This window comes from Dyella sp. OK584 (assembly GCF_057787755.1).
On sequence record NZ_CM173542.1, the window covers coordinates 1,040,373 to 1,054,114 of the forward strand.

General features: G+C 62.8%; 11 protein-coding genes. 4 read left to right on the top strand and 7 right to left on the bottom strand.

From position 1 onward, the window contains the following. Positions 1-45: 45 nt before the first annotated feature. Complete coding sequence (locus AC3CBN_RS04610; protein WP_488635644.1) at positions 46-1,551, bottom strand: hypothetical protein; 1,506 nt, start codon at positions 1,549-1,551, stop codon at positions 46-48. A gap of 210 nt (positions 1,552-1,761) precedes the next feature. Between AC3CBN_RS04610 and acs the strand changes: the two genes are divergently transcribed. After that, complete coding sequence (acs, locus tag AC3CBN_RS04615) at positions 1,762-3,702, top strand: acetate--CoA ligase (protein ID WP_488635645.1); 1,941 nt, start codon at positions 1,762-1,764, stop codon at positions 3,700-3,702. A 152-nt stretch (positions 3,703-3,854) separates the two neighbouring features. Next, a complete protein-coding gene (locus AC3CBN_RS04620; protein ID WP_488635646.1) occupies positions 3,855-4,529 on the top strand; it encodes a response regulator transcription factor in 675 nt (224 codons plus the stop codon). Positions 4,530-4,620: 91 nt separating this feature from the next. Here the strand turns inward: AC3CBN_RS04620 and AC3CBN_RS04625 are convergent, their stop codons facing one another. After that, positions 4,621-8,088, bottom strand: a complete 3,468-nt coding sequence (locus tag AC3CBN_RS04625; RefSeq protein WP_488635647.1) for a hybrid sensor histidine kinase/response regulator — start codon at positions 8,086-8,088, stop codon at positions 4,621-4,623. 117 nt (positions 8,089-8,205) lie between these two features. On the opposite strand from AC3CBN_RS04625, the gene AC3CBN_RS04630 reads away from it, so the two are divergent. Next, complete coding sequence (locus AC3CBN_RS04630; RefSeq protein ID WP_488635648.1) at positions 8,206-8,847, top strand: 4'-phosphopantetheinyl transferase family protein; 642 nt, start codon at positions 8,206-8,208, stop codon at positions 8,845-8,847. 72 nt (positions 8,848-8,919) lie between these two features. Beyond that, positions 8,920-9,663 carry a pyridoxine 5'-phosphate synthase gene (locus AC3CBN_RS04635; protein WP_488635649.1) on the top strand — a complete coding sequence of 248 codons (744 nt, stop codon included), beginning with the start codon at positions 8,920-8,922 and terminating at the stop codon, positions 9,661-9,663. Positions 9,664-9,898: 235 nt separating this feature from the next. Here AC3CBN_RS04635 and AC3CBN_RS04640 read toward each other — a convergent pair whose 3' ends face one another. The 5 genes from AC3CBN_RS04640 to AC3CBN_RS04660 form a co-directional block, all read right to left on the bottom strand. Then, entirely contained in the window at positions 9,899-10,315 is a 417-nt protein-coding gene (locus AC3CBN_RS04640; RefSeq protein ID WP_488635650.1) for an ExbD/TolR family protein, read from the bottom strand. 5 nt (positions 10,316-10,320) lie between these two features. Then, positions 10,321-10,734, bottom strand: coding sequence for an ExbD/TolR family protein (locus AC3CBN_RS04645; RefSeq protein WP_488635651.1), 414 nt, complete (start codon positions 10,732-10,734; stop codon positions 10,321-10,323). 11 nt (positions 10,735-10,745) lie between these two features. Beyond that, entirely contained in the window at positions 10,746-11,492 is a 747-nt protein-coding gene (locus tag AC3CBN_RS04650; protein WP_488635652.1) for a MotA/TolQ/ExbB proton channel family protein, read from the bottom strand. Between the two features lie 49 nt (positions 11,493-11,541). Beyond that, positions 11,542-12,201, bottom strand: coding sequence for an energy transducer TonB (locus AC3CBN_RS04655; RefSeq protein WP_488635653.1), 660 nt, complete (start codon positions 12,199-12,201; stop codon positions 11,542-11,544). 200 nt (positions 12,202-12,401) lie between these two features. Continuing rightward, positions 12,402-13,691: a tetratricopeptide repeat protein gene (locus AC3CBN_RS04660; RefSeq protein ID WP_488635654.1), complete on the bottom strand. Its 1,290-nt coding sequence runs from the start codon at positions 13,689-13,691 to the stop codon at positions 12,402-12,404. Between the last annotated feature and the right edge of the window lie 51 nt (positions 13,692-13,742).

The window sequence follows — 13,742 nt, forward strand, 5'->3', positions numbered from 1 at the left end:
GGTCCTACGGGTGGCAACGCTTGCCGCGCTGCCACCGCTGTTTGCTTAGAACTTGTACAGGCCGCTGAAGTTGACCTGGTTGCCGTTGACGTTGTGGCTTTGGCCGGCTGAGCCAACCTGGTAACGCAGGTCGTCATACAGCCATTCCAGGCCCAGTTCGTAGTTGCCGGAGGCGTACTGCACGCTCAATGCCGACTGGTTGTTCTTCAGCAGCGCCGTACCGGCCGTCGGGCTGGTGGTGGTCCACTGGACCACGTCGTCATGGTTGGGGCGAGCAGCGGCATAGAACGCGTAGACGCTCCACTTCGGCGTGAAGTTGTAACCGGCCTGCACGAAGCCGCCGGACTCCTTGATGTTGCCGAACTGAGACATCGCACCAAAGATCTGGCCCAGTGCCTTGCCGGTATAGATCAGGCCCTTGAAGGTCCACGGGCCAGGCTTCCATTGACCACCGAGGTCATAACCGATGCTGTTCAAGCCGTCGCGAATGGGCTTGGACACGATGTTGCCCACGCCGTGCAGGTCGACCTCGGCGTAGTGCGCTGTGAGGTAACCCAGCCAGTCGCTGCCCTGCGCATGTAGGCGTGCTTCCACCTGCGGCTGGAAGTGCGCCGCACCCGCGTTGAGGTAATTGATATTGGACGTGCCGGCGGCATTGAGCGGGCCGCTCCAGTTGCCCTCGAGCACGGCAAAGTCGAAGCGCCATTTCACGCCTTCGGAGCCGTGGTTGAGGTCCTGCATCACGATGACACCGGGATAGCGCCAGCCCACCACGCCCTCGCCGTAACCCAGCGGGAAGGCGATGTGCGACAGCGATGTGGGGGTGTTTTCCAGCGGGAACATGAGATCCCACATCTCGCCGATGCGGACCGTGGTTCCCCACGTGGGATTGTTGATGTCCATGTACGCCTGGCGCAGGCGCGGAATCGGCTGCTGCTGCGAATACGCACCCGTGCCGTTGTTGCCGCCGAAGAAGTCCATCTCGATGCGACCGCTGCCGTTCCAGCTCTCGTTCAACTTGGCGCCGGTGAAGTCGAGCCAGAAGCGCGTGTTGCGCACATCCGCGCCACTGAGCGAACCGACGTAGCCGTTGGCTTTGTTGGCCGCCGTCGGTGGCGCCGGAATCTCGGCGTTCTGACCATTGCCGTAGTTGACGAAGGTCTTGTCCTGACCAAACACCGTGGCACTGATGAAGCCATGCAGCGCCACCGACAGGCCGGGGGCCGTGGTGAACTGCGGCTTGGGCGCCGCTTCCACCTTCGTCGACGTGGCCTGTGCCGTGGTCTGCGCTTGCGTGGCCGCGACCTGAGCTTGCTGGGCCGTCTGTGTCGCCTGCGTGGTGGCGGCCTTCTGGTCCTGGATCATGGCCTTCAGTTCGGCCAGTTGCTGCTCCAGTTGGTTTACTCGATTCTCGAGCTGTTGTTCCCGCGTGGCGCCCTTGGTCGTGCTCTTTGGTGTGCTTTGTGCGTGCACGCCCAGCGGCAAGCCCAGTGCACAGGCAATGCTGAGGGCAAGGATCCGGCTACAGCGCTTGGAGTTCGGTGACGTCATGGCAGGCCTCCCCAGGTCGATGACCAGCCCGAGCATGTTCGTGCTGCAACGCGAACGCCTATTCCCCATTGGTCGAACCTCGACCAAAGTCGACAGTCGGCGGCAACGTACCGATCACCAACCAGCCGCTACACTCGGTCGCTACCGCTTGCTTAAGCGGCTTTACAACGCATGAGGAGGCCGGGGAGACCGGCCGCAGGAGCCCCCACGATGACCAAGCTCTACCCCGTCAAGCCCGAGTTCGCCGCCAAGGCACACATCCGCAAGGACGATTACGAGCGGCTCTACGCCGAGTCGGTGAAGGACCCGGAGGGCTTCTGGGGCAAAGTGGGCCAGCGTCTGCAGTGGATCAAGACTCCGACCAAGATCAAAAACGTCTCCTTCGACCCGACCAACCTGCACATCCGCTGGTACGAGGACGGCGAGCTGAACGTCGCCGCCAACTGTCTGGACCGCCATCTGGCCGAACGAGGCGACAAGACCGCCATCATCTTCGAGGGTGACGACCCGAACGAGTCGCGCCACATCACTTATAAGGAATTGCACGCGGAAGTGTGCAAGTTCGCCAACACGCTCAAGCACCTTGGCGTGACCAAGGGCGACCGCGTGGCGATCTACCTGCCGATGATTCCGGAAGCGGCTGTGGCCATGTTGGCCTGCGCGCGCATCGGCGCCATTCACTCGGTGGTGTTCGGCGGCTTTTCTCCCGATTCGCTGGCCGGCCGCATCGCAGATTCCACCGCCAAGCTAGTGGTGACCGCCGATGAAGGCCTGCGCGGCGGCAAGAAGATTCCGCTCAAGACCAATGTGGATGCCGCGCTCGAACGCCCCGGCACCAACAGTGTGGAAACGGTGATCGTGGTGCGCCGTACCGGCAGCGCCGTGCCGATGCAGTCGCCGCGCGATCGCTACTACCACACGCTGATGGAAGGCCAATCGGCTGACTGCCCGCCGACAACGGTAGAGGCCGAGCATCCGCTTTTCATCCTCTATACCTCCGGCTCCACCGGCCAGCCCAAGGGCGTGCTGCACACGTCGGGCGGCTATCTCGTCTATGCCAGCTACACGCATGAGCTGGTGTTCGACCTGCGTGAGGACGACGTCTACTGGTGCACCGCCGACGTGGGCTGGGTCACCGGCCACAGCTACGTGGTGTATGGCCCACTGGCCAACGGTGCGACCACGCTGATGTTCGACGGCGTGCCCAACTACCCGGACACCAGCCGCTTCTGGAACGTGGTGGACAAGCACAAGGTCACGCTGTTCTACACCGCGCCCACTGCCATCCGCGCACTCATGCGCGAAGGCGAAGGCCCGGTGAAGAAGGCTTCGCGCGCATCGTTGCGCCTGCTCGGTTCGGTGGGCGAGCCGATCAATCCGGAAGCATGGGAGTGGTACTACCGCGTGGTGGGCGACGAGCGTTGCCCGATCGTGGACACCTGGTGGCAGACCGAAACTGGCGGCATCCTGATCACGCCGCTGGCGGGTGCCATCGACACCAAGCCCGGTTCGGCCACGCTGCCGTTCTTCGGCATCGTTCCGGCGGTAGTTGATGCGAGCGGCGCCGTGCTCAAGGGCGCCACCGAAGGCAACCTGGTGATCAGCGATTCGTGGCCGGGCCAGATGCGCACGGTGTATGGCGACCATCAGCGTTTCATCGACACCTATTTCAGCGCCTATCCGGGCAACTACTTCACCGGTGACGGCGTACGCCGCGATGAGGACGGCTACTACTGGATCACCGGTCGCGTGGACGACGTGATCAACGTGAGCGGCCACCGCATCGGCACCGCCGAAGTGGAGAGCGCGCTGGTGTCGCATCCGAAAGTCGCCGAGGCGGCCGTGGTGGGTTGCCCGCACGAGATCAAGGGCCAGGGCATCTATGCCTATGTCACGTTGATCGCGGGCGAGGCCGGCAGCGACGAACTGCGCAAAGAACTGATTGCCTGGGTGCGCAAGGAAATCGGCCCGATCGCCACACCGGACTACCTGCAGTGGGCGCCGGGTCTGCCCAAGACGCGCTCGGGCAAGATCATGCGCCGCATCCTGCGCAAGATCGGCGAGAACGCACCGGACCAGCTAGGCGACATCTCCACGCTGGCCGATCCCGGTGTGGTGAAGAACCTGGTGGACGAACGCCTGATCAAATAACTCACTCTTCCACTGTAGGAGCGCACCCTGTGCGCGACCGCGGAGTAACGGCGTTTGTCCTCTGAAGGGTTTTCGCCCTATCACCGCCACAGCGTCACCGCTCTGTTGGCGTTTCGCACACAGGGTGCATTCCTACAAAACGCAGGGCCGCCATGCCTGATGTTCTGATCGCAGATGACCACCCACTGTTCCGCGACGCGCTGCAACGTGCCGTCGTGGCGGCGGTTCCCGACGCCAGCGTGCACTGTGCCGACAGCGTGTACAGCCTGCTGGGGTTGATCGAGCAGTTTCCCGAAGCGGAGTTGTTGTTGCTGGACCTGCACATGCCGGGTGCGCGCGGCTACTCCGCACTGGCGCATATACGTGGCCAGTTCCCCGGCCTGCCGACCATCGTGGTCTCTGGCCATGAGAACGTACAGGTGGCGCGGCGCGCGTTGGCGCACGGCGCATCGGCCTATATCCCGAAGTCGACGCCGGGCGAGGACATCATCACGGCCATCCGCAAAGTGCTCGACGGGGATGTGTGGCTTCCGCACCAGTTGGTCGGTGGCGGCATGGAACTGAAACCCGACGAGGCCGCCGTGGCGGATCGCATCGCCACACTCACACCGCAACAGTTCCGCGTGCTCACCATGATCGCCGAAGGTTTGCTCAACAAGCAGATCGCCTATGACCTTGGCGTATCGGAAGCCACCGTGAAGGCGCACATGACAGCCATCATGCGCAAGCTGGGTGTGAACAACCGCACCCAGGTCGCACTTGCCGCCAGTCATCTCGCGATCGACCAGGAAACGATGCCGGCGCTGCCGGATGATGATGAAAGCTAGTAACAGTCCGGTCTCACAACCTCGTCATTCCAGCTTTGGCTGGGATGACGAGATTTGGTACGTGATCGGACGATCAAGCCACCCCTCCACCTCAAGCAGGCGTCTTCCTGCGCACCAACGCACTCAGCAGTGCACGCAGCGCCGCCGGCCGCACCGGTTTGTGCAGCAGTGGATAACCAAGCGCACGTGCTCGCTGCTTGAGTTCGCTGCTGCCGTCTGCGGTGATCATCGCCACCGGCGGTAGTTCGTCCACCACCGTGCGCAACTGTTGCACCGCCTGCAAGCCGTCCATGTCATCGGTCAGGTGGTAGTCGGCCAGGATCAGGTCGATACGGCCGCGCAGCAATTCCTGCTGCGCCTGCGCCACGTCCAGCGCGGTGCGACAGTCCACGCCCCAGCGCTGCAACAACGCGCGCATGCCGTCGAGGATCGATGCATCGTTGTCCAGACACAGCACGGTAAGTGGCAGCTGTTCGTTGGAAACCGGATGAACCACCGTGCGCCGACGCGGTACTGCGACTTCCACACGCGGCACACGCACGGCGAAACAACTGCCCTTGCCTTCGCGCGATTTCAATTCCAGGCGATGATCGAGAATACCCGCGATGCGTTCGCAGATGGAAAGGCCCAGGCCCAGTCCTTTTTCTCCCCACGGCGATGGACGATCGAGCCGCTGGAATTCACCGAAGATGCGGGCGCGCTGTGCCTCGGCGATGCCAGGACCGGTGTCCCATACTTCAATGCGTACTTCGCAACCCACACGGCGCGCGCCGACCAGGATGCTGCCCTCGCGCGTGTAGCGCAGCGCGTTGGAGATGAAGTTTTGAAGGACACGCCGCAGCAGTTGTGGATCGCTGCGCACGGCAAGTTTGGTCGGCACCACGCGCAGGGACAGGCCACGCTGCTCGGCGATGACCGCGAACTGCGGCGTGAGTGAATCGAACAGATCGGCCAAAGCGAAGTTGCTGATGTCCGCGCGATAGCTGCCCGCATCAAGACGCGACGTATCCAGCAGTGCATCGAGAAGATCTTCCGCTGCACGGAAGGAAGCATCGATGCGTTCCGCTAGCTGCCCCACTTCGGCATCAAGCCCAGGGTGCTGGCGCAGCGCCGACGTAAACAGTCGTGCCGCATTCAATGGCTGCAACAAGTCGTGGCTGGCCGCGGCAAGAAAGCGGGTCTTCGATGCATTGGCCGTTTCCGCTTCACGGCGTGCATGCGCTGTCGCGCTGAGCGCTTCGCTCAGTTCGGCGGTGCGCTGCTCCACACGTTGTTCGAGGTTTTCGTTCGCCTCGATCAACGCCTGCTCCGCATGCTTGTATGCAGTAACGTCGGTGTACGTGGTGACGTAGCCACCGCCGGGAAGCGCACGGCCGCGCATCTCGATTACCGTGCCATCGGGGCGGATGCGCTGGAACAGGTGCGGCGAACCGGCATGCATGTGTCCGATGCGTTTGGCGACGTGCGCTTCCACTTCGCCAGGTCCGCATTCGCCATGCTCGGCGTTCCAGCGGATGAGGTCAGCGACAGGTACGCCGACGTAGACCATGCCGTCGGGATAATCGAACAACTCCAGGTAGCGGCGATTCCACGCGACCAGCCGCATGCCCGCATCAACCACACTGATGCCCTGCGAGACGTTCTCCAGCGTGGTGGAAAGCAATTCGCGATTGAAGCGCAGCTCCTGCGAGGCTTCGTCCATCAGCGCCATCGCTTCGGAAATATCCAGGCCCGAACCCGACAAGGCACCCATCAGGATGCGCCGCGCACTTGCCGCACCTACCGCCGATGCCAGCAGGCGTTCGGTGTACTGGATCAACGCGCGATCGGCGGCTTCGCCCGTCTGCAATGGTTTACCGCGGCGCTCGGCATAGTCGTCGAAGGCGCGCTGACTGGTGCGCTCGCCGACAATGCGCTCGGCAATGGTACGCAGATCCGCCACAGCAACGCGGCCGCGCCAATCGCCGGCTCCGCGGTTGTCGATGGCATACGGGTCGATGAACATGGCCGCATGCAACCGTTCCTCCAGCGTGGGACGAAAGCGTAGCGAGACGAAGATCAGGCAGGCCACGTTCACCAGCAAGGACCAGAACGTGCCGTGCATCACCGAGTCCCATCCGCTCAGATGGAACAGGGCCTGCGGTCGCAACCAGCTCAACCCCATCGGCCCGGTATCAAGCCACGGTGCCGAACGGTCCATCGCGGGAAGCAGCAAGGTATAGGCCCAGACCAGGAAGCCAGCGGAGAGCCCGACCGCCACGCCCCTGCGACTGGCGCTGCGCCAATACAGCGCCGCCACGATGCCGGGCGCAAATTGCGCCACGGCGGCAAAAGCGAGCAGGCCGGTAGCAGCGAGATTGGTGGTATCGGCGACGACCTGGTAATACAGGTAGGCCATGGCAGCCAACGCGATGATCGCGATGCGGCGCACCAGCAGCACCAACTGCGAGAGGTCGGCGCGCTGGTCCAGCTTGAAGCGGCGCAGACGCAGCAGCATGGGCATGATCAGGTCGTTGCTGATCATCGTGGACAGCGCCACCGATGCCACGATCACCATGCCGGTCGCCGCCGAGAAGCCGCCGATGAAGGCGAGCAAGGCCATGCCGCGATCGCCATAGCTCATCGGCAAGGTGAGCACCCAGGCGTCCTTGTTGCCGCCTAGCACCTGCGGCAATTGCAGGCCCGCCGCCACGATCGGCAGCACCGCCAGGCTGATGATCGCCATGTACATCGGGAACAGCCAGCGTGCGCGGCTGAGGTCACGCGGATCCTCGCATTCCACCACGCCGATCTGGAACTGGCGCGGCAGACAAAACATCGCGCAGAACGCCAGCAGTGTTTGCGCGAGGAACCCGGGCGAAACGCCCTCGGAGAACTGCTGCAGCGGCAGCTGTGCAGTGGCTTGCAGACCAGGGCCACGCCACAGCGCGTAGCCGGCAAGCACGACGAACGCGATCAGCTTGATCAGCGACTCCACCGCAATCGCCAGCATCATGCCGTGATGGTGCTCGGTGGCGTCGATGGTGCGCGTGCCGAACAGGATGGCGAACGTGGCCAACAGAATCGCGCACCACAAGGCGCCATCGCCAAACTGCGCGGCGCCCGGGGTGCCGGTGCCCCCGAGCACTGCATAGGACATCGCCACGGCCTTGAACTGCAGCGCGAGATACGGCACCACCGCGATCACCGCAATGATGGCCACCAGCGCAGCGAGGCCGTGCGACTTGCCGAATCGCGCGCCGATGAAGTCGGCGATCGAGGTGATGTTGCGCTGGCGGGCCACCAGTACCAGTCGGCGCAGCAAGCCGAAACCGAAGACGAAGAGCAGGATCGGCCCGAGATAAATAGGCAGATAGGCCAGCCCGTCGCGCGCTGCGGTGCCAACGGCGCCGTAGAAAGTCCACGACGAGCAGTACACGGCGAGCGCCAGGCTGTACACCAGCGGCCGCAGGCGTGGCTGGCGTGGATACAGCGGTCGCCGGTCACCCGCGTAGGCCACCACAAACAGCAGGCCCACGTAGAGCAGGGAAACCAGCAGCAACAGCCATCCGGCGATCAAGCGCAATTCTCCGTGATGAAGGCTTCCTTGCGTGGGATAACGGTCGGGCAGTGCGCGCGCGGCGGGCGTCCGCCATGCTTGTAAGTGTCGCCACACACCCGTCAACATGAGCGGATGATGACGACCGACGGCCAGACGCTAGCGAAAGTAGCAGAGCGCCTGGGCGATGACGAGATACATGTGTGGCGGCTGGCCTACGACCACCACCTGGGTCGCGCACCGCTACTCAACATGCTGGCCACCTATCTTGAGCTGCCGGTGGAAGACGTGCGACTGGAAGAGTCAGCGCACGGCCGCCCGGTACTGGCCGGCGCGCAGCGGGACGCGTTCGCCTTCAACTGGTCGCATAGCCATGACCAGGCGCTGATCGCGATCGCCACGGGTATCGACCCCGGGGTCGATCTGGAGCGTTTGCGGCCACATCCCAAGGCATTGCCCATCGCACGCCGCTATTTCAGCCCTGACGAGGCGGCGCAGCTTGAAGGTTTGTCGGATACCCAGCGCGATCGCGTCTTTCTCGAACTATGGACCGCCAAAGAGGCCGTGCTCAAGGCACTGGGTCGCGGGTTGGCGTTCGGCCTGCACCGCCTGAGCATCGGCGGTTCGTCCGATTTGCCCGTACTGGGACGGCTGGAAGGACACGAGGCAGCACAGTGGCAACTGCATCGCCTGGAACTCGATAACGACCATATCGGCTCGCTCGCCTGGCACGGCGAGCCAAGGCGCATCCGGCTGTGGACACTTGCCGGCACCCGTTGATCGGCGCACTGTTTCCAACCCGCCGCCGTCGCGGCGCCTTGCATCGCCCTGCTTGCGAGTACTGCTTCCCCCATGACCCTGCTCAGCGTCAATCTCAACAAGATCGCCGTGCTGCGCAATTCGCGCGGCGGCACAGAGCCCGACATCATCAGCGCAGCGCACGCCTGCATCGACGCCGGCTGCGGCGGCATCACCGTGCATCCGCGGCCCGATCAGCGACATGTCCGTCCCGACGATGTCCGTGCGTTGGCAGCCACTTTGCGTGGTCGTGTGGAATACAACATCGAGGGCAATCCGTTCGCGGCAGCCCGCGGTGCCTACCCCGGCTTGATCGCGCTTGCGCGCGAGGTGCGGCCCACACAGGTCACACTCGTCCCGGATGGCGACGGGCAAATCACTTCCGATCATGGCTTCGATCTTGAGCGCGATATCGACACGTTGCGCCCCATCGTCGCCGAACTGCGCGACACCGGTTGCAGGGTCAGCCTGTTCATCGATTCTGGCGCCACTGCTTTTGAAGCCGCGGTGGCCATCGGCGTGGAACGCATCGAAATCTATACCGGCCCCTATGCCCACGCTTTCGCCGAAGGGCAGGTGCAGGAAGAACTCGAGCGATGCGCCGATACTGCGCGGCGCGCGCAGCATGCCGGCTTGGCCGTCAACGCCGGTCACGATCTCAGCCAGGCGAACCTTGGTACCTTCAAGGCCGCCATTCCAGGCCTCGCCGAAGTTTCCATCGGTCACGCGCTGATTGGGGAAGCGCTGTACGAAGGCCTCGCAGTCGCCGTACGCAACTATCTGCAGATCCTGCGCTGAGGACATTCGGCGGCTGGGGATTCGGGGCTAGCGGTCGCGCATGGGGTGCGCTCCTACAGGGTCGCCGTAACCTTGCAGGAGCGCACCCAGTGCGCGACCTCTCTTGCCCCAACTCAGCTACCCCTGCGCTTTCGGACATCCAAACGTCTATATATCTGGCTTCAGATCGCCCAAAAAAGAACCCCCGCACTAGGCGGGGGTTCTAAGGGTAGTGTTACTGCAATTCCTTTCGGAATTACTGACCTTCAGTGAAACCGATCTTGGTGAGGCCGTAGCTCTTCGCATCAGACAGCACCCGGGCGACGTGCTCGTAAGCAACGGCGTCGTCCGCAGCGATCTGCACTTCCGGCTGCTTGGCCGGATCACCCAGGCCACCGATCACCGCCAGCTGCGCCTTGAGGCCCAGCTCGTCAACCGGCGTATCGTTCCAGTACAGCGCACCGGACTGGTCGATCTTCAAGCGGACCGGTTCCGGCGGATTTTCCGGCTGGACGATGTTCGGGTTCGGCTGCGGCAGATCGATCTTCACTTTATGGGTAAGTATCGGCGCGGTGATCATGAAAATGATCAGCAGCACCAACATCACGTCGACCAACGGCGTGACGTTGATGTCCGCCATCGGGCCCTTACCACTTCCAGAACTGAATGCCATGACTGTTACTCCTTGCCGGTCGTGATGAAACCGACATGGACCATGCCTTGTTCCTTGGCGTCAGCCAGGATCTTCTTCACGACCTTGTATTCCGTCGTCTTGTCCGCACGAATCTGCAGTTCGGGCTGCGGGGCTTTCGCCGCCGCAACCGCAAACTGGGCCTTCAGTTCAGCCGCACTGACCTCGGCGTCGTTGAGATACAACGTGCCATCCGGCTTCACGGCCAAGTCCATCGGCTCCACAAACTCCGAATCCGTTACCTTCGGATTGGCAGTCGGCAGATCTACCGTGATTCGATGCGACATCAGCGGTGCGGTGATCATGAAGATGATGAGCAGCACCAACATCACGTCAACCAGCGGCGTGACGTTGATCTCCGACATCGGACCGCCGGTATCGCCTCCGGTGCTCATTGCCATGGGTCAGATCCTCACTTGCCTTCGACGCGAGCGCCGGTGGCGAAGAAGTCGTGCAGGTCGTGCGCGAACTCGTCGAACTGAGCGTAGGTCAGGCGATTCGAGCGGTTGAAGAAGTTGTAGGCGAGCACGGCCGGGATGGCGGTGAACAGACCGAAGGCGGTCATGATCAGAGCTTCACCCACCGGACCTGCCACGGCTTCCATCGAAGCGTTGCCCGTCGCGGAGATCTTGATCAGCGCGTGGTAGATGCCCCACACGGTACCGAGCAGACCGATGAACGGCGCCGACGAACCGACCGTGGCGAGCAAGGTCAGGCCGCCTTCCAGACGCAGGCTCTCGCGAGCGACGGCCTGGCGCAGAGCGCGGTCAATGAACTCGGAACGGCTGAGCGACTCGGCGAGGCGACCACCGCCGGCCGAAGCCTGCTGGTGATGAGCCACAGCCGAAGCGGCGTCCAGAGCGATCTTCGAGAATGGTTCGCCCTTGGGCTGGGCTTCCAGTTCGCGGATTGCGTCCTGGGTGGAGCCGTTGGCCCAGAAACCATTGATGACTTTGTCGGCGCGACCGCGAACCATCGAGTTGCGGATTGCGTTGGCGACGATGAAGTACCAGGAAGTGAAGGACATCACCACCAGCACCACGAACACGATCCAGCCAAGGAAATCGAAGTTGTGGATAAGGTGGTCAAAGCCCATCGACTTCATGGCTTCGGCGTTGGTGGTACCGCCCGTCGGGGCCGGAGGAGTTTGTTGGAACATAACGCTACCCTTGGAAAGTCAAGCGTGAACTGATTGACCGTAACCGGAGTTACAGCTGATTGAGGTTAAAGTTGACCGGAACACGGACATAACCTTCCGTTTTTTGCCCGTTCCTGACGTTCGGATTGAACCGCCACTTGCGTGCCGTTTCAATCGCGGCCTGGTCCAGCTCGCGATAACCGCTGGACGATTCCACCTTGATGTCCTTCGGCGCACCGTCCACACCCACCAGGATCATCAGCGTAACCGTGCCTTCGTGACGCTGGCGAATGGCCTGCGGCGGGTACTTGGGCTGGATACGACTGTTATAGCTAATGTCCTGGCTGGCCGTGATGTCAGCGGGCGCAGCCGGGGGAGCAGGCGGAGCCGGCGGCGGAGCCGCGATGGCATTGCTTGACCGCTCCTCAACAGCCGGCGGCGGAGCCGGCGGCGGCGGGGTCGGCGGCGGCTTCACCTGCTGGATGATTTTCGGCGGCGGCTGCTTCGGCGGCTCCGGCGGCGGGGGCGGCGGGGGCGGCGGCGGCGGCGGCGGCTCGATGAAGTTCACCTGGACAGTGCGTTCTTTCTCTTTCTGTACCTGCTTCGGTGGTGCCATAGGCGCCACCAGCAACAGGAACGCGAACGCATGCAGCGCGATGGCTACGGCCAGCGCCCAGGTACGCCTCCAATTGAACGGCCCTTGGCCGGTTGCTTCGTTACTTGAGGCCATCTGTCACTATCTGGAGCTAATCAATCGGTGAGACGTAGTCACGGGATCCGGTGGCAATATCGATCCAAAAGGGGATGACATTTGCCACTGGACGAGAACACGGAAAGGTTTCAACGGTACAACAGCACATGGCATTTGTATAGCTCTCGTGAGGCATCCAAATGGACGTCTATCCGCCGCGCGAGGGCTATACGTTTGCCTTACTTGCTCGCTCCCTGAGCCTTCAGCCAGGCCTTGGCCTTGGCGGAGGTTTCGGGATCCTGTGCGGCCTTCTCCATCGCAGCGATCGTGCCCGGCTTATCCTTCAGACCCCGGCACGCTTCGGCCAGCAACATATAAGCAGTGCCCTTGTGCTGCACGCCCTTGTCGATGCCCTGTTGGATGAGGCCCTTGGCCTCGGTGTACTTGTTGTCGGCGATCAGCAGCTGACCCGCACGGATGCTGGGCTCGCCGTCCTTGGCCATGGGAATGGCCTTCTGGTACGCGCCGAGCGCCTTGGACGTATTGTCGGACATATAGGAGGCCGCACCGAGCAACATGTAGTTGTCGGCCGTCGGCTGGACCACGCCCTTGCTCATGCCTTCTTCCAGGGTCGCCGCTGCCTTGGTGGCCGGGCCCTTCTGGTCGTTGCTGTTCTGGCCAGTGACCAGGTACAGCTTGGCGAGGTTGACGTAGTCCTTCTCGGTCTTAAACGCACCGGCGGCCTTGGCCTTCTCCATCAGCGCGATGGCTTCCGGGTATTTCTGCGCCTGCATCAGCACGGCGACGGCGTTGTTCAGCGCGGTGGTGTCGTTCGGATTGTTGGCAAGCTGCTGCTGCGCCATCTGGGCGGCCTGGTCAGCCTGGCCCGATTCGGAGTAGCTGGCCATCAGGATCTGGTTCCAGCTGTCGTTCGGCTTGTCGGTCAGCGACTGTGCCTTCTTGATCGCAGTGATCGCTTCCGGGAACTTCTCGAGGCGGTAGTAGGCGTTGCCTTCCAGCGCGTACGACTCAGCGGTTTCCTTGCGGCCCTCGGTACGCCACTTGGCAATGGTGTCCAGCGCAGGCTGGTACTGCTCATCGGCCAGGTAGAACTGGGCCAGCATGTACTCGAGCTGGAAGTACGTGTCGTTCGGCATCGTGCCGTTGTCGAGCGCGCGCTTGAGAAGATCGATGGCGCCCTTCACGTCGCCGTCGTTGTAGTGCACGTTGGCCAAACCCTGCAGCGCAAGCGCCTGGGCGTACTTGCTCTTGCTGTTGTCCACGACGGGCTGCAACAGCTGGGTGGCCTTTGCCTTGTCTTGCTCGTTAACTGCGTCGAGACCTTCGTTGATCGCCTTCTGATCTTTCTCGCTGGTCAGGTCCAGCTTCGGTTCCTTGCGGGTGGTATTCGGATACAGCACTTCCTTTTTGTCTTTGGAAGAGCTGTCGCCCGCGATGACCGGGGTGCTCGCCACGGCCAGGGCCAGCGCCGTACCAGCAAGCATCTTGATCAGGGGAACACGCTTCATGGCAGTCCTCGGGGATAAGGTTTTCACGCGTATATGACGCGGGGGATCGCT

Coding starts and splice junctions, on each gene's coding strand:
- AC3CBN_RS04610 (WP_488635644.1), bottom strand. CDS start 1,551: ATGACGTCACCGAACTCCAAGCGCTGTAGCCGGATCCTTGCCCTCAGC.
- acs (WP_488635645.1), top strand. CDS start 1,762: ATGACCAAGCTCTACCCCGTCAAGCCCGAGTTCGCCGCCAAGGCACAC.
- AC3CBN_RS04620 (WP_488635646.1), top strand. CDS start 3,855: ATGCCTGATGTTCTGATCGCAGATGACCACCCACTGTTCCGCGACGCG.
- AC3CBN_RS04630 (WP_488635648.1), top strand. CDS start 8,206: ATGACGACCGACGGCCAGACGCTAGCGAAAGTAGCAGAGCGCCTGGGC.
- AC3CBN_RS04635 (WP_488635649.1), top strand. CDS start 8,920: ATGACCCTGCTCAGCGTCAATCTCAACAAGATCGCCGTGCTGCGCAAT.
- AC3CBN_RS04640 (WP_488635650.1), bottom strand. CDS start 10,315: ATGGCATTCAGTTCTGGAAGTGGTAAGGGCCCGATGGCGGACATCAAC.
- AC3CBN_RS04645 (WP_488635651.1), bottom strand. CDS start 10,734: ATGGCAATGAGCACCGGAGGCGATACCGGCGGTCCGATGTCGGAGATC.
- AC3CBN_RS04650 (WP_488635652.1), bottom strand. CDS start 11,492: ATGTTCCAACAAACTCCTCCGGCCCCGACGGGCGGTACCACCAACGCC.
- AC3CBN_RS04655 (WP_488635653.1), bottom strand. CDS start 12,201: ATGGCCTCAAGTAACGAAGCAACCGGCCAAGGGCCGTTCAATTGGAGG.
- AC3CBN_RS04660 (WP_488635654.1), bottom strand. CDS start 13,691: ATGAAGCGTGTTCCCCTGATCAAGATGCTTGCTGGTACGGCGCTGGCC.